The organism is Stenotrophomonas sp. MH181796, assembly GCF_009659995.1.
Taxonomy (GTDB): Bacteria; Pseudomonadota; Gammaproteobacteria; order Xanthomonadales; family Xanthomonadaceae; genus Stenotrophomonas; species Stenotrophomonas riyadhensis.
Window position 1 is genome coordinate 90,519 of record NZ_RAHU01000006.1, and the last position, 20,115, is coordinate 110,633.

23 protein-coding genes are annotated in these 20,115 nt (G+C 67.4%); 13 read left to right on the plus strand and 10 right to left on the minus strand.

Annotation, left to right across the window (positions count from 1 at the left end):
* Window positions 1-42: 42 nt before the first annotated feature.
* From motB to msrB, 3 genes are all read right to left on the minus strand, one after another.
* Window positions 43-981, minus strand: a complete 939-nt coding sequence (motB, locus tag D5301_RS15610) for a flagellar motor protein MotB (protein WP_014035837.1) — start codon at window positions 979-981, stop codon at window positions 43-45.
* Window positions 982-984: 3 nt separating this feature from the next.
* Complete coding sequence (motA, locus tag D5301_RS15615; RefSeq protein WP_014035838.1) at window positions 985-1,839, minus strand: flagellar motor stator protein MotA; 855 nt, start codon at window positions 1,837-1,839, stop codon at window positions 985-987.
* 91 nt (window positions 1,840-1,930) lie between these two features.
* Complete coding sequence (gene msrB, locus D5301_RS15620; RefSeq protein WP_005415117.1) at window positions 1,931-2,398, minus strand: peptide-methionine (R)-S-oxide reductase MsrB; 468 nt, start codon at window positions 2,396-2,398, stop codon at window positions 1,931-1,933.
* Between the two features lie 140 nt (window positions 2,399-2,538).
* On the opposite strand from msrB, the gene D5301_RS15625 reads away from it, so the two are divergent.
* Together D5301_RS15625 and D5301_RS15630 are read left to right on the plus strand one after the other, a co-directional pair.
* On the plus strand, window positions 2,539-2,913 hold the full coding sequence (locus D5301_RS15625; RefSeq protein ID WP_110710932.1) for a classical arabinogalactan protein 4: 375 nt from the start codon (window positions 2,539-2,541) through the stop codon (window positions 2,911-2,913).
* A 171-nt stretch (window positions 2,914-3,084) separates the two neighbouring features.
* Window positions 3,085-3,252, plus strand: a complete 168-nt coding sequence (locus D5301_RS15630; RefSeq protein ID WP_194936649.1) for a hypothetical protein — start codon at window positions 3,085-3,087, stop codon at window positions 3,250-3,252.
* 111 nt (window positions 3,253-3,363) lie between these two features.
* Here the strand turns inward: D5301_RS15630 and D5301_RS15635 are convergent, their stop codons facing one another.
* Window positions 3,364-3,843 carry a winged helix-turn-helix transcriptional regulator gene (locus D5301_RS15635; protein WP_005407919.1) on the minus strand — a complete coding sequence of 160 codons (480 nt, stop codon included), beginning with the start codon at window positions 3,841-3,843 and terminating at the stop codon, window positions 3,364-3,366.
* A 149-nt stretch (window positions 3,844-3,992) separates the two neighbouring features.
* On the opposite strand from D5301_RS15635, the gene D5301_RS15640 reads away from it, so the two are divergent.
* Both D5301_RS15640 and alr read left to right on the plus strand, forming a co-directional pair.
* Window positions 3,993-5,297 carry a D-amino acid dehydrogenase gene (locus D5301_RS15640; protein WP_153856209.1) on the plus strand — a complete coding sequence of 435 codons (1,305 nt, stop codon included), beginning with the start codon at window positions 3,993-3,995 and terminating at the stop codon, window positions 5,295-5,297.
* Complete coding sequence (alr, locus tag D5301_RS15645; protein ID WP_153856210.1) at window positions 5,276-6,343, plus strand: alanine racemase; 1,068 nt, start codon at window positions 5,276-5,278, stop codon at window positions 6,341-6,343. The genes D5301_RS15640 and alr overlap by 22 nt, the downstream gene beginning before the upstream one ends.
* Before the next feature lie 102 nt (window positions 6,344-6,445).
* On the opposite strand, the gene D5301_RS15650 is transcribed toward alr, so the two are convergent.
* A complete protein-coding gene (locus tag D5301_RS15650; RefSeq protein WP_110710934.1) occupies window positions 6,446-7,009 on the minus strand; it encodes a DUF3016 domain-containing protein in 564 nt (187 codons plus the stop codon).
* A gap of 243 nt (window positions 7,010-7,252) precedes the next feature.
* Between D5301_RS15650 and D5301_RS15655 the strand changes: the two genes are divergently transcribed.
* On the plus strand, window positions 7,253-9,241 hold the full coding sequence (locus D5301_RS15655; protein WP_153856211.1) for an ATP-binding protein: 1,989 nt from the start codon (window positions 7,253-7,255) through the stop codon (window positions 9,239-9,241).
* A gap of 43 nt (window positions 9,242-9,284) precedes the next feature.
* Entirely contained in the window at window positions 9,285-9,578 is a 294-nt protein-coding gene (locus tag D5301_RS15660) for a DUF3247 family protein (RefSeq protein ID WP_110710936.1), read from the plus strand.
* 70 nt (window positions 9,579-9,648) lie between these two features.
* Here the strand turns inward: D5301_RS15660 and D5301_RS15665 are convergent, their stop codons facing one another.
* Entirely contained in the window at window positions 9,649-9,912 is a 264-nt protein-coding gene (locus tag D5301_RS15665; protein WP_005407925.1) for a hypothetical protein, read from the minus strand.
* 156 nt (window positions 9,913-10,068) lie between these two features.
* On the opposite strand from D5301_RS15665, the gene D5301_RS15670 reads away from it, so the two are divergent.
* Genes D5301_RS15670 through D5301_RS15680 form a run of 3 tightly spaced genes read left to right on the plus strand, consistent with a single transcriptional unit; the run spans window position 10,069 to window position 12,511 of the window.
* The gene (locus D5301_RS15670) at window positions 10,069-11,133 is read left to right on the plus strand and encodes a class I SAM-dependent methyltransferase (RefSeq protein WP_110710937.1); all 1,065 of its coding nucleotides are present in this window, start codon (window positions 10,069-10,071) and stop codon (window positions 11,131-11,133) included.
* Window positions 11,130-11,831 (plus strand): pseudouridine synthase, encoded by a 702-nt coding sequence (locus tag D5301_RS15675; protein WP_110710938.1) that lies wholly within the window; start codon window positions 11,130-11,132, stop codon window positions 11,829-11,831. Before D5301_RS15670 ends, D5301_RS15675 begins: the two co-directional genes overlap by 4 nt.
* Window positions 11,828-12,511: an HAD family phosphatase gene (locus D5301_RS15680; RefSeq protein WP_110710939.1), complete on the plus strand. Its 684-nt coding sequence runs from the start codon at window positions 11,828-11,830 to the stop codon at window positions 12,509-12,511. Before D5301_RS15675 ends, D5301_RS15680 begins: the two co-directional genes overlap by 4 nt.
* Before the next feature lie 76 nt (window positions 12,512-12,587).
* Here D5301_RS15680 and fabB read toward each other — a convergent pair whose 3' ends face one another.
* Together fabB and fabA are read right to left on the minus strand one after the other, a co-directional pair.
* Window positions 12,588-13,796, minus strand: coding sequence for a beta-ketoacyl-ACP synthase I (gene fabB, locus D5301_RS15685; protein ID WP_110710940.1), 1,209 nt, complete (start codon window positions 13,794-13,796; stop codon window positions 12,588-12,590).
* The gene (gene fabA / locus D5301_RS15690) at window positions 13,796-14,311 is read right to left on the minus strand and encodes a 3-hydroxyacyl-[acyl-carrier-protein] dehydratase FabA (protein ID WP_049432293.1); all 516 of its coding nucleotides are present in this window, start codon (window positions 14,309-14,311) and stop codon (window positions 13,796-13,798) included. The genes fabB and fabA overlap by 1 nt, the downstream gene beginning before the upstream one ends.
* Before the next feature lie 191 nt (window positions 14,312-14,502).
* Between fabA and dinB the strand changes: the two genes are divergently transcribed.
* A complete protein-coding gene (gene dinB, locus D5301_RS15695) occupies window positions 14,503-15,597 on the plus strand; it encodes a DNA polymerase IV (protein ID WP_153856212.1) in 1,095 nt (364 codons plus the stop codon).
* Window positions 15,598-15,893: 296 nt separating this feature from the next.
* Here the strand turns inward: dinB and D5301_RS15700 are convergent, their stop codons facing one another.
* The gene (locus tag D5301_RS15700; RefSeq protein WP_153856213.1) at window positions 15,894-16,805 is read right to left on the minus strand and encodes an MBL fold metallo-hydrolase; all 912 of its coding nucleotides are present in this window, start codon (window positions 16,803-16,805) and stop codon (window positions 15,894-15,896) included.
* A gap of 91 nt (window positions 16,806-16,896) precedes the next feature.
* Entirely contained in the window at window positions 16,897-17,535 is a 639-nt protein-coding gene (locus D5301_RS15705) for an NAD(P)H-binding protein (protein ID WP_153856214.1), read from the minus strand.
* A 108-nt stretch (window positions 17,536-17,643) separates the two neighbouring features.
* Between D5301_RS15705 and D5301_RS15710 the strand changes: the two genes are divergently transcribed.
* From D5301_RS15710 to gph, 3 genes are all read left to right on the plus strand, one after another.
* On the plus strand, window positions 17,644-18,573 hold the full coding sequence (locus D5301_RS15710) for a LysR family transcriptional regulator (protein WP_153856215.1): 930 nt from the start codon (window positions 17,644-17,646) through the stop codon (window positions 18,571-18,573).
* The gene (locus D5301_RS15715) at window positions 18,570-19,361 is read left to right on the plus strand and encodes a class I SAM-dependent methyltransferase (protein WP_153856216.1); all 792 of its coding nucleotides are present in this window, start codon (window positions 18,570-18,572) and stop codon (window positions 19,359-19,361) included. The genes D5301_RS15710 and D5301_RS15715 overlap by 4 nt, the downstream gene beginning before the upstream one ends.
* Before the next feature lie 64 nt (window positions 19,362-19,425).
* A complete protein-coding gene (gene gph, locus D5301_RS15720; RefSeq protein WP_153856217.1) occupies window positions 19,426-20,082 on the plus strand; it encodes a phosphoglycolate phosphatase in 657 nt (218 codons plus the stop codon).
* The last annotated feature ends 33 nt before the right edge of the window (window positions 20,083-20,115 follow it).

The window sequence follows — 20,115 nt, forward strand, 5'->3', positions numbered from 1 at the left end:
GGGGTCAGATCCCTTTCCATGGGAAAGGGATCTGACCCCGATTCAGCGCGCCGGCCCCTGCGCGGCCTGCACGTCCGGGTCGGCGGCGGGGGCCGACAGTCCCACCTGCGGGCCGGCACCGGCCAGGGCGGCCGCTTCGGCGGCCTGGGTCATCACCACGATGCTGATGCGTCGGTTGATCGGGTTCTGCGGGTCGGCCTTGTCGAACAGGACCGACGAAGACAGGCCGACCACGCGGGTGATCTTGCTGTCCTCCAGGCCGCCGTCCACCAGTGCGCGCCGTGCGGCGTTGGCACGATCGGCGCTCAGTTCCCAGTTGCCGTAGCCGCGCGCGGCCGAATAGGCGGTGATGTCGGTGTGGCCGGTCAGGCTGATCCGGTTCGGCACGTGGTTCAGGTAGTTGGCCAGCTCGTGCAGGATCTGCTGCGTGTATGGCTTCAGCGTGGCACTGCCGAGGTCGAACATCGGCCGGTTCTGCTTGTCCACGATCTGGATGCGCAGGCCTTCCGGGGTCAGGTCCAGCAGCAGCTGGTCCTTGAACGGCTCCAGCGCCTGGCTCTTGCTGATCGCTTCCTGCAGCTCCTTCATCAGCGCTTCCAGCTGCTGCTTGTCGCGCTGCTGCTGGTCCACCGGCTGCGGCACCGCTTCCTTCTGGTTCTGGAAGGGATCGTTGCTGCTGCCCCGCGAGATGTCGGTGGCGCCACCGAGCTTGATCATCGAGGTGCTGGCGCCACCCGGGCCGGCCATGCCGGGCGCCGGCGTGGCGTTCTGCCCGCTCAGCGGGCTGGGGTTGCGGAAGTACTCGGAAATGGCCGCACGGTCGTTCTTGTTGGTGGTGGCCATCAGCCACAGCACCAGGAAGAACGCCATCATCGCGGTCACGAAGTCGGCATAGGCCACCTTCCACGAACCGCCATGATGGGCGGCGTGGCCGGCCTTCTTGACCCGACGGACGATGACAGTGGGCTTGGTCTCGGCCATGGCTTACTTGACCGTCTTCAGGTGCTGCTCGAAATCGGAGAAGGCCGGGCGCACGTTCGACGGCAGCGTCTTGCGGGCGAATTCCAGCGCGATCTTCGGGTTGTAGCCACGCAGGCAGGCCAGCAGGGCGGTCTTCACCGATTCGTAGATGCGGCTGTCCTGCTCGGCGCGCGCTTCCATGGCGGCTGCCATCGGGCCGACGAAACCGTAGCCCAGCAGGATGCCCAGGAAGGTACCGACCAGCGCGCCGGCCACGTGGCCGCCGACCTCGACGATGTCGCCGCCGATCGAACCCATGGTGATGACGATGCCCAGCACCGCCGCAACGATGCCGAAACCGGGCAGTCCGTCGGCCACCTTGGTCAGTACCTGCGAGGGTGCCATGGCTTCGGCGTGGTGCTTTTCCAGCTCCAGTTCCAGCAGCGGCTCCAGCTCGTGCGGCTCGATGTTGCTGCCGATCATCAGGCGCAGGCAGTCGGTGATGAAGTCGATCAGGTGGTGGTCGGCCTGCACCTTGGGGTAGTTGCTGAACAACGCGCTTTCGGCCGGACGCTCGACATGGTCTTCCAGCGCCATGAAGCCTTCGCGGCGGGCCTTGTTGAGCAGTTCATAGAGCAGGCTGAGGACATCGATGTAGTCCTGCTGCTTGTAGCGCGGGCCCTTGAACACGCCGACCATGGCCTTCAGGGTCTGCTTGACCGTCTTGGCCGGGGTGCCGACCAGGAAGGCGCCGAGCGCGGCGCCGCCGATGATGACCAGTTCGTAGGGCTGCCAGAGGGCACCCAGGCGGCCGTGGGCACCGAGGTAGCCCCCGATCACGCTGATGATGACGACCAGGAATCCAACGATGATGAGCATGGGGCGACGCAAGGAGAGGGGATATCTCCTTGTCGGCCCGTCGCCCGGTTTTCTGAAGAGGGAATTCTGTGAAATCGGTCAGCGGGGTGTTTCAGCCCGCCACGCCGCTTTCGGCGCCGCCACGCTGCAACGGGTCGGGCCAGGGCTCGCCATTGCCGGTGAACGAAAGTGAGACGGAGTTCAGGCAGTGGCGCTCGTAGGTGGGCGGCGGGCCGTCCGGGAAAACGTGACCCAGGTGGCTGCCGCAGCGCGCGCAGGTGATCTCGGTGCGGACCATGCCGTGGCTGGTATCGCGGATTTCGCGCACGTGTGCCGGGTCGAACGGGGCGAAGAAGCTCGGCCAACCGGTGCCGGAATCGAACTTGGTGCTGGAGCGGAACAGCGGCAGCGCGCACAGCCGGCAGCAGTAGACACCCTCGCGCTTGTTGTCGAGGAACACGCCGCAGAACGGCGCCTCGGTACCGTGCTGCAGCAGCACGCGGCGCTCTTCGCTGCTGAGGCCGGCGATCAGCGCCTCGGTCTGGGTGGCGGTGGGGGGCGTCAGGTCGAAGGCAGTCATGCCGGCTCTCCGTGGGGTTGATGGCCTGGGGATGCCGACAAACGTGGGGCTGCGGGCGCAACCTTGCAAGTGTGATGGCCGTTCATGGGCGGCACACAGGTGCAGGCGCAAGGTAAATGTGATCCACGCCGGAGCGTGACATGAAACCGACCCTTTCCCTGCTGTTGATGGCCCTGGTGCCCACGTTGGCGCTGGCCCAGGTGCCCACTGCCGACCCCACCGCCACCCGCAGTGCGACCACCGTGGCGCCAGCGCCGGTGGTACCGCCGCCGCAGGCCGCCCGCCCGCAGCCGCAGGTACTGCCCTCGCCGCAGCCGGCGCAGCCGATCAAGTCCACCGGCCCCGCCCAGATCGCGCCCACCCCGGGGCCGAAGCCGGCCGACAAGGTATACGACCGCAATGGCCGTATCGTGCCTGGTGTGCGCCCGGCCGGTCCGAACCGCGTGTTTGATTCGCGTACCGGCCGCTATTACGACAGCGTGCCGGCCGGCGATGGCCAGCAGATCAAGCGCTGATCTCGGGTGCCAACCGAGGTTGGCAGCTGGCGCACGCTGTTCGGCCTGAACGCACGAAAACAACCTGCTGCAGATCACTGCTTTTTCGCCTGCGATTAACCGTTCCGGGACCAACGTGACCGTGCGCCGGCATTCCGCCGCCGCATGTCCTTCGTCCACTGGATCGCGATCATGAAAAACCAGCAGAACCGTCATCCCGGCAAGGAACCGCAGGGCCGCAACCCGCAGCAACAACAGCAGCAGCAACAGCAGCAACAGCAGCAGATGGAGCCGCAGCAGCCGCACAAGGGCGGAAAGCAGCAGGAACAGCGCTCGCAGAAGCATCCGCAGCAGCGCTGACGGTTGCCATGACCGGGGTCAGAGCCCGCTGCGCGGGATCCGACCCCTTGCCGAATCCTGACCGGGGTCGGATCCCGCATGGCGGGCTCTGACCCCAATCGCAGCCGCGCCTCAATCCGGAATCGGCAGGCTCAGCGTTTCCTTCACTTCTTCCATCACGATGTAGCTCTTCGACTCACGTACATGCGGCAGCGTCAGCAACGTGCTGCCGAGCAGCTTGCGGTAGGAGGCCATCTCGCTGATCCGCGCCTTCAGCAGGTAATCGAAGTCGCCCGACACCAGGTGGCACTCCAGCACGTTGGGCAGCTTCAGGGCCGCGCGCCGGAACTCCTCGAAGATGTCACCGGACTTGTAGGCCAGGCTGATCTCCACGAACACCAGCAGGCTGGCCTTCACCGCCGCCGGGTCGAGGTGGGCGTGGTAGCCGGTGATCACCCCTTCGCGCTCGAGCCGGCGCACGCGCTCGGTGCATGGGGTGGTCGACAGGCCGACCCGCTCACCCAGTTCGGTGAAGGAGATGCGGCCCTCGGCCTGCAGGATGCGCAGGATCTTGCGGTCGATCTTGTCCAGTTCGCGGGTACGGGTGGCCATGGCCGTCAACCTTGGGGAATGAATTGCAGGAGAACATCCTGCCGGTTGATTTCAAAACAGGCAAATCAACTGGGAATGGCTGTCTATACTTCCCCAATTATGGTCCCGGCACGCTCCAGTGCAGGGAATGATCGGGTTGGAGAAGTCCCATGCGAGTCCTAATCCTCGGCAGCGGCGTGATCGGCACCACCAGTGCCTGGTACCTGCGACAGGCCGGGTTTGAAGTCACGGTCATCGACCGTCAGCCCGGCCCGGCGCTGGAAACCAGCTTCGCCAATGCCGGCCAGCTGTCGTTCGGCTACACCTCGCCGTGGGCCGCCCCGGGCGTGCCGAAGAAGGCCATCGGCTGGCTGTTCGAGAAGCACGCGCCGCTGGCGATCAAGCCGGGCATGGACCTGGCCCAGTACCGCTGGCTGTGGCAGATGCTGCGCAACTGCACCCACGAGCGCTATGCGATCAACAAGGCGCGCATGGTGCGCATGTCCGAGTACAGCCGCGACTGCCTGAACGAGCTGCGCGCGCAGATCGGCATCGAGTTCGAAGGCCGCGACCTGGGCACCACCCAGCTGTTCCGCACCCAGCAGCAGCTGGATGCCTCGGCGCAGGACATCGAGATCCTGGCCCAGTACGGCGTGCCGTACGAGGTACTGGACCGCGCCGGCATCATCCAGGCCGAACCGGCCCTGGCCCATGTCGATGGCCTGGTCGGCGCGCTGCGCCTGCCGCGTGACCAGACCGGCGACTGCCAGCTGTTCACCCGCCACCTGGCGCAGATGTGCGTGGATGCCGGTGTCGAGTTCCGTTTCGACCAGGACATCACCGGCCTGGAATTCGATGGTGACCGCATCACTGGTGTGCGCATCGACGGCAAGCTGGAAACCGCCGACCGCTTCGTGGTCGCGCTCGGCAGCTACTCGCCGGCGCTGGTGGCACCGCTGGGCATGCGCCTGCCGGTGTATCCGCTGAAGGGTTACTCGCTGACCCTGCCGATCACCGACCCGGCGATGGCGCCGACCTCGACCATCCTCGACGAGAGCTACAAGGTGGCGGTGACCCGCTTCGACGACCGCATCCGCGTCGGTGGCATGGCCGAAGTGGCCGGCTTCGACCTGTCGCTGTCGCAGCGCCGTCGCGAGACCCTGGAGCTGGTGGTGAGCGATCTCTACCCGAAGGGCGGCGACCTGTCGCGCGCGCAGTTCTGGACCGGCCTGCGCCCGGCCACGCCGGACGGTACGCCGGTGATCGGCGCCACGCCGTTCCGCAACCTGTACCTCAACACCGGCCACGGCACCCTGGGCTGGACCATGGCCTGCGGCTCGGGCCGCTACCTGGCCGATCTGATGAGCGCGCGCCAGCCGCAGATCAGCACCGAAGGCCTGGATATTTTCCGCTACGGCCAGTACGGTCACGCGCCGCAACAAGAGAACCGCACATGCGTCCTGCCCGCGCGCTGATCGATCTGGGCGCCCTGCGCAGCAACTACCGGCTCGCCCGTGAACTGGGCGGTGGCAAGGCCCTGGCGATCATCAAGGCCGATGCCTATGGCCACGGCGCAGTGCGCTGTGCGCAGGCACTGGAAGGCGAGGCCGATGGCTTCGGCGTGGCCACCATCGAAGAGGCGCTGGAACTGCGCCAGGCCGGCATCCGTGCGCCGATCCTGCTGCTGGAAGGCATCTTCGAGCCCAGCGACATGGCGCTGGTGGCCGAGCATGATTTCTGGTTCGCCGTCGGCTCGCCGTGGCAGCTGGAGGCCGTCGCTGCCTTCGACAGCCCGCGTCCGTTGACGGTGTGGCTGAAGCTGGACAGCGGCATGCATCGCCTCGGCCTGGACGTGGACAGCTTCCGCGCGGCGCATGCACGCCTGTCGGCGCTGCCGCAGGTCGAACGCATCGTGCTGATGACCCACCTGGCACGCGCCGACGAGCTGGACAGCGAGCGCACCCACGAGCAGGCCGCGACCTTCGCCCGCGCCACTGACGGGTTGGAAGGCGAGACCAGTGTATGCAACTCGCCGGCACTGCTGGGCTGGCCGGATGTGCGCAGCGACTGGGTGCGCCCGGGCCTGATGCTGTACGGCGCCAACCCGCTGCCGGACAACACCGCGCTGACCGAGCGCCTGCGCCCGGTGATGACGATGCAGTCGAAGGTGATCGCCGAGCGCTGGATCGAGGCCGGTGAACCGGTGGGCTATGGCGCGCGCTTCGTGGCCAAGGCACGCACCCGCGTGGGCGTGGTCGCGCTGGGTTACGCCGATGGCTATCCGCAGTTCGCACCGAATGGCACGCCGGTGCTGATCGATGGTCAGCCCGGAGCCCTGATCGGCCGCGTGTCGATGGACATGCTGACCGTGGACCTGACCTCGCATCCGCAGGCCGGCGTTGGCAGTGTGGTGGAGTTGTGGGGGAGTGCACCGACGCTGGCGGAACTGGCGCCGCGCTGTGGCGTGAGCGCCTATCAGCTGCCGTGCGCGGTCAAGCGCGTGGCGAAGGTGTACGTGTAGCGCCGAGCCCACGCTCGGCGCCGTGAATGCGTGTCGACCAAGGTCGACACCTACCGACGGGCGTTACGCGCAGCGGTCGCCTGGTACGGGTCGCCGTGGGGTCTAACGCGCGGCGGTCGCCTGGCTGGCCAGCTGACGCCTGACCCAGTCATCGATCAGGCGCTTCTCGTAGCGCAGCGGGTCACTGTCGCTCTTCAGCCCCAGGTTGTGCAGGTAGCCGGTATCGCTGAGGCGCGCATCGCCCTCGCTGACGATACGGCCGCTGGCGTCCTTCAACGTGTACTGCAGGCTGATCCGCGGCGGGTAGATGTCGCGCATGATCCGGATGTCGCGGCCGCGCGGGCCGTGCCACGGCTCGTAGTCACCGGCGCGCTTGATGTCGACCAGGGTCACATCGAGCGTCTGCCCTGGTTGCAGCGGTTTGGCCGCGGTGGTCTGCAGGTAGCGCGCCAGCTGCTGCACCCAGTCGCCACGTTCGGCCTCGAAGCGGTTGGTGCTCTGGCGGATCTCGGTGAACTTGGCCGGATCGTCCCACTTCACGCTGACCGGGCCATCGGCCTGCAGTGCGCGGGGAGCTTCCGGATCGGTCACGGTGCGCGGTGCCGCGCTGGCACCGCCCGCCACAAGGGCGCCTGCCAGCAGGGCAATCGCGAGTGAGCGTTTCATGACGGTCTCCTGCGTCCCTCGATGGGGGCGATGTTGATCACGGATCGAGTGTGATCCTGCTTTCAGGCGACAGCAATGGCCTGATGCGTCGTGCGCAAGGGTGGTTGCCGCCAATTCATCGTCGTCAACCATGACTGACGGCGCTTGACGCTGTGAATACGCCCTTTGGAAGATGCTGTGCCTCCAACCCGGCCTGCACAGACGCCCTTGTCCACACTGCCGCCCCTCGTGGAGCGCCCACCGATGATGGTGCCGGCGCCCGAACCCGACCTGCATCATGGCGTGCTTGAGCGCATCAACGCCGGTTTCTGCGTGATCCAGGTGCTGTTCGAGGGCGACCGGGCCGTGGACTATCGTTTCATCGAGGTCAATGACGCCTTCGAGCGGCACACCGGGCTGAAGGATGCACGTGGCCAGCGCATGAGCCTGCTGGAACCGAACCATGAGGAAGACTGGTTCCGCATCTACGGCGAGGTCGCACGCAGTGGCCGGCCGGCACAGTTCGAGATGGAGGCGCGTGCGCTGGGGCGCTCGTTCGCGGTCGATGCGGTGCGCGTGGGCCGTCCGGGGGAAGACAAGGTCGGCATCCTGTTCTTCGACATCACCGCGCGCAAGCAGATGGAAGTGGAGCTGGGCGAGAGCGAAGCCCGCTTCAGCGCGCTGGCCGATGGCCTGCCGATGCCGGTGTGGGTGCTCGACGAGCGCGGCCATGCCCGCTTCGTCAACAGCGCCTTCAGCGAGTTCTTCGGGGGTGATGAGACGCGTGTGCCGGAAGACGTCTGGCGTGGCCTGGTGCATCCGGATGATGCGTCGGTGTTCGAGTACGAACTGCAGGAAGCGCTGAAGGCGCAACGTTCGATGCATGCACTGGTGCGGGCGCGGCGCGCCGATGGCCAGTGGCGCTGGCTGGAAATGAATGCCCGCCCGCGCTTCTCGCGCATGGGCCGTTTCATCGGCCTGGCCGGCAGCAGTCCGGACGTGACCGAACGACGTGAGATCGAGCTGGCGCGCGAGGAACTGCTGCAGTCCGAGCGTGCCGCGCGCAGCGCTGCGGAAAACATGGCGCGGCTCAAGGATGAATTCCTGGCCACGCTGTCGCACGAGCTGCGCACACCGCTGACCACCATCCTCGGCTGGAGCGAACTGCTGCTGCAGCGCGTGGACAACACCAGCCCGCTGTACAAGGGCCTGAACGTGATCGCCAACAGCGCGGGTGCGCAGAAGCGGCTGATCTCGGACATGCTTGACCTCAGCAGCATGCTGCTGGGCAAGGTGCAGCTGGAGGTGGAAGTGCTGGACCTGCGCACGGTGCTCGGTGAGGCCATCGGCGCGCAGGAACTGGTGGCCGAAGGCAAGGCGCTGGACGTGCACCTGCAGCTGCCCGAGCAGCCCAGCCTGGTACTGGGTGATGCCACGCGCCTGCAGCAGGTGTTCTGGAACCTGCTCTCGAATGCGATCAAATTCACCCCGGCCGAGGGCCGCATCGACCTGCAGCTGCAGGCCGAAGGCAATTACTGGATGATCACCGTGCGCGATACCGGCGACGGCATCGCACAGGAATTCCTCAATCACCTGTTCAGTCGCTTCCGCCAGGCCGATGGCACCACCACCCGCCGCCATGGCGGCCTGGGCCTGGGCCTGGCGATCGTGCAGCAGCTGGTCGAACTGCACGGTGGCACCGTTACCGCCGCCAGCGAAGGCCATGGCCACGGCGCCACCTTCACGGTTCGCCTGCCGCAGCACATTCCCGATGCCGAGCGGCGCCCGCTGCGTGAAGTGATCAGCGGTCCGATCCTGGAGCCGGTGATCGTCGAGCCCTATCCGCTGCGGGGCATGCACGTGCTGGCGGTGGAAGACCAGCCGGAAGTGCTGGAGTACCTGCGGCGCATGCTGGAAGAGCAGGGTGCGAGCGTGTCGGCGGCCAGCTCGGCCGGTGAAGCACTGGCGCTGCTGGCCGATACCGGTCACCTGCAGTACCACGTGATGCTGACCGACATCGGCATGCCGGGCATGGATGGCTACGGCCTGGTACGCACGCTGCGTGAGGACATGGGTGTGGATGCCATGACCCTTCCGGCCGTGGCGGTGACGGCGCTGGCGCGTGCCGATGACCGGCGTCGTGCGCTGGCATCGGGCTTCCAGGAGCATGTCGCCAAGCCGTATTCGGTGGCGCAGCTGGTGTCCGCCGTGCGCAAGGTACAGGTGCCACGCGCGGACAGCGCGCTGCACTGAGCATTCACGGCCGATCGGCGACCCTGCACGCAGGAGGTCGCCGATGTCCCGCACAGCTCCCCGTATCCATACCGATCCAGCGCAGATCGCGCGCCTGGAAGCCCTGTTGCCGCAGCTGGAAGGCGAAACGCAGGTGGAACTGACCCTGCACGATGGTCGCCGCCTGCTGGGCACCGTGGCGGTGAAACCCACCCTCCAGCAGTATCGCGATGAGGCCGGTGACGAAGGCAGCAATGGCCAGCTGCGCCTGGATGACTACGACACGCCGGTGCAGCAGCACCATGTGTGGCTGGATGAGATCGCCAGCATCAACCGCCTGCCACCCAAGGCACCTTGATCCGATGTAGAGCCGAGCCCACGCTCGGCTGCGCCGTCGCCCGAGCGTGGGCTCGGGCGCTACAGATGTGTCAGTGCTCGAACAAGGTCGGCGTCGCCTCGAACCGCCGCGCATAGGCGCGTTCCTCCGCGACCCTCGCCACCTCGTCATCGGCCAGGTCCGGTGCGCCGTATACCGCATAGGCCACGCTGCCATCGGCGCCATGACCGACCTGGTGCAGCCGGTAACGCGAGTGGCCGCCGCCGGTGTCCTCGGGGTAGTGCACGGGCGGATGGCTGCCTTCCAGGTCCATTTCACTGTTGTCGACCACGCCACCGACGAACAAGGCTCGCATGCGGGTTCTCCTGGGTTTCCGGGGGAGCCTCTACCCTGAACGTTTCAATGTTGCTGGTAGATCAAGGCCCCGTTCGGGTTTCGCAAAGTGGCCGCCGGGGCCGGCCCGGCCAAGCCGGTACAATGGACGGCCCTCACGCTTGAAGTACCCGCGCCGATGGCCTCCAGCGACGACGCCCCCCTGCAGACCCTGTTCCTGCCGTTCTCCCAAGGTGCCCTGCGCTGGCCGGAGGGTCCGGTGGCCTTCCTGCGTGCCCGCGACGGCTGGCCGCTGCGCGAAGCGGCCGGCAACCGCGAGGTGCACTGCGAGCAGAGCTTCGCCCCGTTCGCGCAGCCGCTGCAGCAGGCCGCTGGCTGGACTGTCAGTGGCCAGCTGGACGATGTGGCCGGCAAGGGCCGCTATCCGCTGGTGCTGGTGTTGCCGCCGCGCCAGCGTGAAGAAGCCCGCGCGCTGTTCGCCCGCGCGCTGGCGCTGGTTGCCGAGGGCGGACGCATCGTCGCCTGCCAGTCCAACAACGAAGGTGCCCGCTCGGGCGAGGGCGACCTCAAGCAGCTGACCGGCCTCGGTGGCAGCCTGACCAAGAACCATTGCCGCGTGTACTGGACCGCGCCGATGCAGGGCCAGCACGACGCTGACCTGGCCAAGCGCTGGTCGGCGCTGGACGCGGTGCGCCCGATCGTCGGTGGCCGTTTCCTCAGCCGCCCGGGCGTGTTCGCCTGGGACCGCATCGACCCGGCGTCGGCGCTGCTGGCCGAGCACCTGCCGGCTGACCTGGCCGGGCGTGCCGCTGATCTGGGCGCTGGTTACGGCTACCTGTCGCGCGAGCTGCTGGAGCGCTGCCCGAAGATCACCGCGCTGGACCTGTACGAGGCCGAGCAGCGAGCGCTGGCCCTGGCCGAGCTGAACCTGGCGCCGCCGCCGCGCCCGCTACCGCTGCGCTTCCTGTGGCGTGACGTCACCGCCGGCATCGAGCCGGGCTACGACGTCATCATCAGCAACCCGCCGTTCCATACACCCTCGCGTGCCGACCGCCCGGACATCGGCCAGCGCTTCATCGCCGTGGCCGCGCAGGCGCTGCGCCCGGGCGGGCGCCTGTACGTGGTGGCCAATCGCCACCTGCCATACGAGTACACCCTCAACGAGAGCTTTGGCGCGGTGCGCGTGATCGCCGAGCGCGATGGCTTCAAGCTGGTGGAAGCGGTGAAGGGGAAGGGCAAGTGAAGCTGGTCAAGCACATCGCCAACCTGGGCTATGGCAGCCGCAAGCAGGTGCAGTGGATGTTCCGCGAGGGCCGCGTCACCGACGCCGACGGCGAGGTGCTGTACGCCGATGACCAGGTGCCGCACGAGGCGATCCGGATCGACGGCGAGCCGCTGGACCCGCCGGTGGGGCTGTCGATCGCGCTGCACAAGCCCGCCGGCTACACCTGTTCGACCAAGGACACCGGCCGCCTGATCTACGACCTGCTGCCGGCGCGCTTCCGCGACCGTGATCCGGTGCTGTCCACGGTGGGTCGCCTCGACCGCGAGACCAGCGGCCTGTTGCTGCTGACCGACGATGGCGGCCTGCTGCACCGGATCATCTCGCCGAAGTCGAAGCTGCCGAAGGTCTACGAAGTGGAACTGAGCGACGACCTGCGCGGCGACGAAGTGGCGTTGTTCGCCAGCGGCACGCTGATGCTGGAGTCCGAGAAGACCCCCCTGCTGCCGGCTGAACTCGAAGTGCTGGATACGCGTCGCGCGCGCCTGGTGCTGCATGAAGGCCGCTACCATCAGGTACGCCGCATGTTCGCCGCCACCGGCAACCATGTGCAGGCCCTGCATCGCAGCCGCGTCGGCGGGCTGGACCTGCAGGGACTGGACGAAGGGCAATGGCGGCAGCTCACTCCCACCGACCTGGATACGCTGTTCGCTCCATGACCACCATCGCTGCGCTGCCGTTCCTGCCCGACGCCGTCATCTTCGACATGGACGGCCTGATGATCGACAGCGAGCGGGTCTCGCTGGCCTGCTGGAGCGAGGCCGCCGACGCGTTCGGGCTGGGCCTGGACGAAACGGTGTTCCTGCGCATGGTCGGCCTCGGTGACCGTGACACGCACGCGCTGCTGCGTGCGCAGGGCATCGAGGACAGCGTGATCGAGGCGGTGGCGGCACGTTGCCATGAGCTGTACGAAGCGCGCACGCAGACTGGCCTGCCGCTGCGGCCGGGCATCCTGGAGCTGCTGGAACTGCTGAAGGCGCATGCGATCCCGCGTGCAGTGGCAACCACCACGCGGCAGCCGCGGGCCAACCGCAAGCTGGCCGCTGCTGGGCTGCTGCCGTACTTCGATGCGGTGATCACCAGTGGTGACGTGGCGCGGCCGAAACCGGCGCCGGACATCTACCTGCTGGCCGCGCAGCGGCTTGGCCAGGCGCCGGAACGCTGCCTGGCGCTGGAAGACTCACCGGCCGGTACGCGCGCGGCATTGGCGGCTGGCATGACCGTGATCCAGGTGCCGGACCTGGTGCATCCCGATGAAGAACTGCGCGCACTGGGTCACCGCATCGTCGGCTCGCTGGTGGACGCGCACGCGCTACTGTTGCCGCTGCTGCCAAGGTAACGGTGGGCGCCGATCGCTGGTCGGCACTCTTTACTGCTTTGGTGGGTGCCGACCGTGGGTCGGCACACCTGCCCCATCACACCCGCCCGAACACCAGCGCCGCGTTGGTGCCACCGAAACCGAAGCTGTTGGACATCACCGTATCCAGCTTCTGCTCGCGGCTCTCGCGCAGGATCGGGAAGCTCTCCACCTTCGGGTCCAACTCGCCGATGTTGGCCGAACCGGCGACGAAGCCATCGCGCATCATCAGCAGGCAGTAGATCGCCTCGTGCACGCTGGCCGCACCCAGCGAGTGGCCGGACAGCGCCTTGGTCGAGGACAGCGGCGGCACCGCATCGCCGAACACTTCGCGGATCGCGTTGAGCTCGGTGACGTCGCCCAGCGGGGTCGAGGTGCCGTGGGTGTTGAGGTAGTCCAGCGGACGATCGACGCCCTGCAGTGCCATCTTCATGCAGCGCACCGCGCCTTCACCGGACGGCGCGACCATGTCGGCGCCATCGGACGTCACGCCGTAACCGATCAGCTCGGCATGGATATGGGCGCCGCGCGCGACGGCGTGGTCGTAGTCCTCCAGCACCAGCATGCCGCCGCCACCAGCGATGACGAAGCCGTCGCGGTCCTTGTCGTACGGGCGCGAGGCGCTGGCCGGGGTCTCGTTGAAGCTGGTCGACAGCGCGCCCATCGCATCGAACATCACGCTCATCGACCAGTGCAGGTCTTCACCGCCACCGGCGAACATGATGTCCTGCGCGCCGTGGCGGATCATGTCCGCGGCGGCACCGATGCAGTGCGCCGAGGTGGCGCAGGCGGCCGACAGCGAGTAGCTGACGCCCTTGATCTGGTAGGCCGTGGCCAGGCAGGCCGAGACCGTCGAGCACATCGTGCGCGGCACCATGTACGGGCCGACCTTGCGCACGCCACGTTCGCGCAGCAGATCGACCGCGCCGATCTGCCACTCGCTGGAACCGCCACCGGAACCGGCGATCAGGCCGGTGCGCAGATTGCTGACCTGCTCGGGGCTGAGCCCGGCATCGGCGATGGCATCGCGCATGGACAGGAAGGCGAAGGCCGCGGCGTCGCTCATGAAGCGCTTCTGCTTGCGGTCGATCAGGGCGTCCAGATCGAGGTCGACACGGCCGCCGACCTGGCTGCGCAGGCCGGCATCGGCATGGTCGGCCAGCAGGGTGATGCCCGAGCGCCCTTCGCGCAGCGCGGCCGAAACGGTATCCAGATCATTGCCGAGGCAGGACGTGATGCCCATGCCGGTGATGACAACGCGACGCATCAGAAGCTCCCGGTTTCAGTGAACAGGCCGACGCGCAGGTCGCGCGCGCTGTAGATTTCGCGATCATCCACGTACATGCGGGCGTCCGACTGGGCCATCACCAGCTTGCGGTTGATGACCCGGCTGATGTCGATCTCGTAACGCACGAGCTTGGCGTCCGGCAGTACCTGGCCGGTGAACTTTACCTCGCCGCAGCCCAACGCGCGGCCCTTGCCGGGGGCGCCCAGCCAGGTCAGGAAGAAGCCGGTCAGCTGCCACATGGCATCCAGGCCCAGGCAGCCGGGCATCACCGGGTCGCCGATGAAGTGGCAGCCGAAGAACCACAGGTCCGGGCGGATATCCAGTTCGGCGCGTACCATGCCCTTGCCATGCGGTCCGCCGTCCTCGCGGATTTCAGTGATGCGGTCGAACATCAGCATCGGGTCGTTGGGCAAACGGCCGGCAGCGGTGCCGAACAGTTCACCGCGTGCGCTGGCCAGCAGCTGTTCGCGGTTGAACGCGTGGAGACGGGTCATGAAGCACAATCCTGGAAGCGGGGAAACAGGGAAACAAGCGATCGAGGATGCCCGTGGAAACTGCGCCGATCAAACATTTCAACCGTACGCAACCGTAGTGTTTTCAAGGGAATACGCGCATCCTGTTGATGTGCAAAGACCATACTTCGGCGTGTGGCCCGCCCGGCCCGCCCCCGCCTTTTCCGCCTGACATGACCCGACTGCGCAAGATCATCCACGTCGACATGGACGCGTTCTACGCGTCGGTGGAGCAGCGCGACGATCCGTCACTGCGCGGCAAGCCGGTGGTTGTGGCATGGCGCGGTGCACGTTCAGTGGTGTGCGCGGCGTCGTACGAGGCACGCGTGTTCGGCGTGCGTTCGGCGATGCCCGCCGTGCGTGCCGAGCGCCTGTGCCCGGACGCGATCTTCGTGCCGCCGGACTTCGCACGTTACAAGGCGGTGTCACAGCAGGTACGCGGGATTTTCCTGCGCCACACCGACCTGGTCGAGCCGCTGTCGCTGGACGAGGCCTACCTGGACGTGACCGAGTCGAAGAGCGGCATCGAACTGGCCACCGACATTGCCCGTACCATCCGCGCGCAGATCCGCGAGGAAACCCAGCTGACTGCTTCAGCCGGGATCGCACCGAACAAATTCCTGGCCAAGATCGCCTCGGACTGGCGCAAGCCCGACGGCCAGTTCGTGATTCCACCGCAGCGGGTGGACGCCTTCCTGCTGCCACTGCCGGTGAACCGGGTGCCCGGCGTCGGCAAGGTGATGGAAGGCAAGCTGGCCGCGCGCGGCATCGTCACCTGCGGTGACCTGCGGCAGTGGGCACTGATCGATCTGGAAGAGGCGTTTGGCAGCTTCGGCCGGAGCCTGTACAACCGCGCACGCGGCATCGACGAGCGGCCGGTGGAGCCGGACCAGCAGGTGCAGTCGATCTCCTCCGAAGACACCTTCGCCGAGGATCTGCCGCTGGAAGATCTGGGTGAGGCCATCGTGCAGCTGGCGGAGAAGACCTGGAACGCCACCCGCAAGACCGAACGCGTCGGCCACACCGTGGTGCTGAAGCTGAAGACCGCGCAGTTCCGCATCCTCACCCGCAGTTTCACCCCCGAGCGCCCGCCCGAGTCGATGGAAGAACTGCGCGACATCGCCCTGGCCCTGCGCGCCCGCGTCGACCTGCCGGCGGAGACCCGTTACCGCCTGGTCGGCGTCGGGCTGGGCGGCTTCCGCGAAAAGGAACCGGTGGTGCAAGGCGAGTTGTTCGAGCACGGACCGAACGATTCCCCACGTAGCTGATCTTCGTGTCGACCAAGGCCGACACCCACCAAGAGCAGGTCATGCCATCCAGACAGGTTGCGGAGACATGCCATCCAGACAGATCGCAGAGAACTGTCGAAGGCGGGGTGGGCCCGGTTGCGGGGGTGTCCGCGGCATGGATGCCGCGGCCAAGCCCCCAGGGATGGGTTTACGGCGTCCCCCGCAACCGGACCCACCCCGACATCCCACGGATAGCCCGCTGTTGCTGTTGCTTCTGCTGTTGCCGTTGCATTGAGCAGGTGCAGGGCGCAGCCCTGCAAAAGACCCCCCCTACCTCATGGCCACTGCATCTCGCCCTTGGCCACCTTCGCACTCAGCTCCAGCGACGCCACGCCGTCCAGCTTCGGGTAGCGCGCCTGCATTGCTTTCACCAGCGCCGCACTGTCCTTGGCCTTTGCCGCCTCGGTATCGAACGCGCGGATGTAGTCCGCGGTGAAGCGCAGCGCACTGGCATCCAGTGCCGCGCCCGGCGCGTAGTGCCCCGGCACCACCACCTTCGGCTTCAGTGCCTGCAGCCGCTGCAGGGTCTGCAGCCAGTCGGCATGTGACTTCGGCGTCTGCGTGTCGGCCATCCACACGTGTTCGCCCGCCACCACCGGAATGCCACCGACGATCGCGCGTAGCGACGGCACCCACAGCACCGTGCGGTCCGGCGTCGGCCCATCCAGGCCGATCAGTGGCAGGCGCTCGCCTTCCAGCTGCAGGGCATCGCCGTCCAGCACCTGCGGCACCACGATGCGCGCCGGCACGTCGGCACCCATCTTCGGCCCCCAATAGGCCAGCTTGCCAGCCTCGGTCTGCTGGATGTGGGCAACGGTCTGCGCGGTGGCGACGATGCGTGCCTGCGGGAACGCGTCCTGCACGGTGGCCAGGCCGAAGTAGTAATCCGGATCGCCGTGGCTGATGTAGATCGTGGTCAGCTGCTTGCCGCTGGCACGGATCAGCTCGACCAGCTTGCGCGCGTCACTGGCACCAAACTGCGCATTGACCAGGATCGCGTCGTGGCGGCCTTCGATCAGCACCGAGGACACCGAGAACATCGCCTGCGGGCCGGGATGGAAGGTCTGCAGGTGCAGCTGGGATTTCGTCGCCGTGGCCGGCGCTGCGGTGGCCGGCGCGGCCAGCAGCGGCGCACTGGTGAAGGTGGCGGCCAGGGCGAGGGGAAGCAGCAGGGCAGCGGTACGCATTGGAATTCCTTGTGTAGAGCCGAGCCAATGCCCGGCTGCAGGTTCGCGTAGCGCCGAGCGCGGGCTCGGCCCTACAAGGGACGCACGTGGATCAATACGCCGCAGTGATGATCTGCTTCGGGTACTGGTGTGCTTCCAGCTCGGCGACGAACGCCGCGCCGTAGTCGGCGTAGCTGATGCGGCTGTGGCCGCTGGCATCGGCCAGGAAGGCCTTGGGCTGCACGCGGTATTGGCCGCGCTCTTCGCCCGGGCCGATTTCGGCGGCCGGCGAGAAGAAGGTCCAGTCCAGGTCATCCACCGCCTGCAGGCGGTTGAAGGCTTCACGATGGGCCAGTGCGTACGGCTTGTAGGCCTCCGGGAAGGTGGGGGTATCGACCAGCTGCACGCCCGGCGCCACTTCCAGGCTGCCGGCGCCACCGACCACCACCAGGCGCGGTACACCGGCCTTGCGTGCGGCGGCAGCCAGCTGCGCGGCGACCTCGCCGACGCGGCCGATGTCATCGCCCGGACGCGGGCCGTAAGCACTGGCCAGCACGTCGTGGCCGGTGATGGCCGCGACCAGGGCGTCCTGGTCATCCAGCGAGGCGATCACCGGGTGGGCACCCGCCAGTTCAGCCGGAAGATTCTGTGCGCTGCGCACGATGACGGTGAGTTCGTGGCCGCGGGCCAGCGCGTGGCGGACGATCTGGCGGCCGATGTTGCCAGTGGAACCAACGAGGGCGATCTTCATGGCAGGACTCCGTGGGGCGGTGTGGGGTGGGAATGGGGCCACTCTAGGCTGCTGCAGTTGATCGAAAAACAGCGTATAACGCGCTTGTTTGTTGCATGGATCGAGCATATGGACCGATTGACCGCCATGACCGTGTTCGTCGAGGTGGCCGAGCGCGGCAGCCTCACCGCCGCCGCCGAGGTGCTGGACATGTCGCGGGCGATGGTCAGCCGCTACCTGGCCGAGGTCGAGGGCTGGCTGGGCGCACGCCTGCTGCACCGGACCACGCGCCGGGTCAGCCTGACCGGTCCTGGCGAGGCGGCACTGGCGCGCTTCCGGCAGATGCTGGCGATCGGTGAAGAACTGCAGGGCGAACTGGCCAGCGATGACCCCGAGCCGCATGGCACGTTGCGGGTGACCGCCAGCGTCTCGTTCGGGCAGAGCCATCTGGCACGGGCGGTGGCTGGCTTCGTCGCGCGCCATCCGGCGGCGCGCATCGAGCTGCTGCTGGTCGACCGCACGGTGAATCTGGTGGAAGAGCGGGTGGACCTGGCGGTGCGCATCGCGCGCCAGATCGACCCCAGCCTGATCGCACGGCGACTGGCCACCTGCCGCTCGGTGCTGTGCGCGACGCCGTCCTACCTGCAGGCGCGTGGCACGCCGACCGCGCCGGAGCATCTGGCCGCGCACAACTGCCTGACCCATCATTACGTCGGCAAGAGCCTCTGGCAGCTGCACCGCGACGGTCGTTCGCTGTCGGTGGCGGTGGGCGGCAACATCAGCGCCAACGAGGCCTCGCTGCTGCTGGAGGCGGTGCGCGCCGGCGCCGGCATCGCCATGCTGCCGACCTACCAGGTGGCGCCGCTGCTGCGCAGTGGCGAGCTGATCGAACTGCTGCCCGATTTCAGTCTGGACGAACTGGGCATTCATGCCGTGTACGCGTCACGGCGCCAGCAGCCCGCTATCATGCGGCGATTCCTGGATTTCCTGGGCGAGTGTTTCGCCAGCCCGGCCTTCCAGGATCTGGATTGGCGCCCACCGGGCAAGGAGCACGCATGAACCATGGACAGGCCTTGATCGACCACAACCGTGCCGCCTGGGACCGACAGGCCAGCGAAGTGCGCGAATGGTCGCGCCCGGTGGAAAGCGCAACGATCGCCGCCGCGCGCGAAGGCCGCTGGCAGGTGCAGCTGACGCCCCGCGCGCTGCCGCTGGACTGGCTGGGGGACGTGCGCGGCCGTCGCATCCTGTGCCTGGCCTCGGGTGGCGGCCAGCAGGCGCCGGTGCTGGCGGCGGCCGGGGCAGACGTCACCGTGTTCGATCTGTCCGACGGGCAGCTGGAACAGGACCGCAGGGTCGCTGCGCGTGACGGCCTGCAGCTGCGCACCGTACAGGGTGACATGCGCGATCTGCATGCGTTCGCCAACGACAGTTTCGATGTGGTGTTCCACCCGATCTCGAACCTGTACGTGCCTGATGTGCGCCCGGTGTGGACCGAATGCCGGCGCGTTCTCGCACCCGATGGCCTGTTGATGGCCAGTTTCTACAACCCGGTGCTGTTCGTCGGCGCGCGCGATCCGCAGCTGGACGCACAGGGTCTGATCCGGCCGCAGTACGCCATCCCCTATTCGGACCTGGAAGACCTGGCGCCGGCCGAGCGCGAGGCGAAGCTGGCACGGGGCGACGCACTGACCTTCGGCCACAGCCTGACCGAGCTGATCGGTGGTCAGCTCGATGCCGGCTTCATCATCGATCGCTTCATGGAAGACTGGCAGCCGCAACCGCGCTTCCTGATCGACCGTTATCTGCCCACCTTCCTGGCCACCCGCGCACGCCGGATTGGTTGAGGCGGATCGGCGCAAAAACCAGCGGCGTACAATGGACGGCTCCACGTCATGCAGGTGCCGTTCCTTGTCGTATCCCTATTCGCTGGTCGTGTTCGACCTTGATGGCACGCTGGTCGACAGCGCCGCCGATATCGCCGAAGCACTGAACCGCACGCTGGAGGACATCGGTGTGGCACGCGTGCCGGAAGCCACGGTGCTGGGCTGGATCGGCGACGGTGTGCGCCGCCTGGTCGAGCAGGCCGTGCATGCCGCCGGTCGCGAAGTCGACCTGGCCGAAGTGATGCCGGTGTTCATGGTGCACTACCGTGAGTGCCTGCTGCGCAGCCCGCGTCTGTTCGATGGCGTGGCTGAAGCACTGGCGCAACTGCGTGCGCGCAACGTGCCGCTGGCGATCTGCACCAACAAGCCCGAAGCGCTGGTGCCACCGCTGCTGCAGCACCTGGGTATTGGTGATGCGTTCGCGCTGGTGCTGGGTGGCGACTCCCTGCCGCAGCGCAAGCCCAGTGGTGAACCGCTGCGGCATATCGCCGCGCACTTCGGGCTGCCTGTAGAGGCGTGCCTGATGGTCGGTGATTCGTTGACCGACTACCGCGCCGCCGAAGATGCAGGCATGCCGATCGCGCTGGTGCGTTACGGCTATCCGCGCGGCCTGGACCTGGCCACCGCGCATGCGGTGGCGGTGATCGACGACCTGCGTGAGTTGCCGGGGTTGCAGGGCTGATGCAACGGACATCCCTGGTCGCCGGCCGGTAAC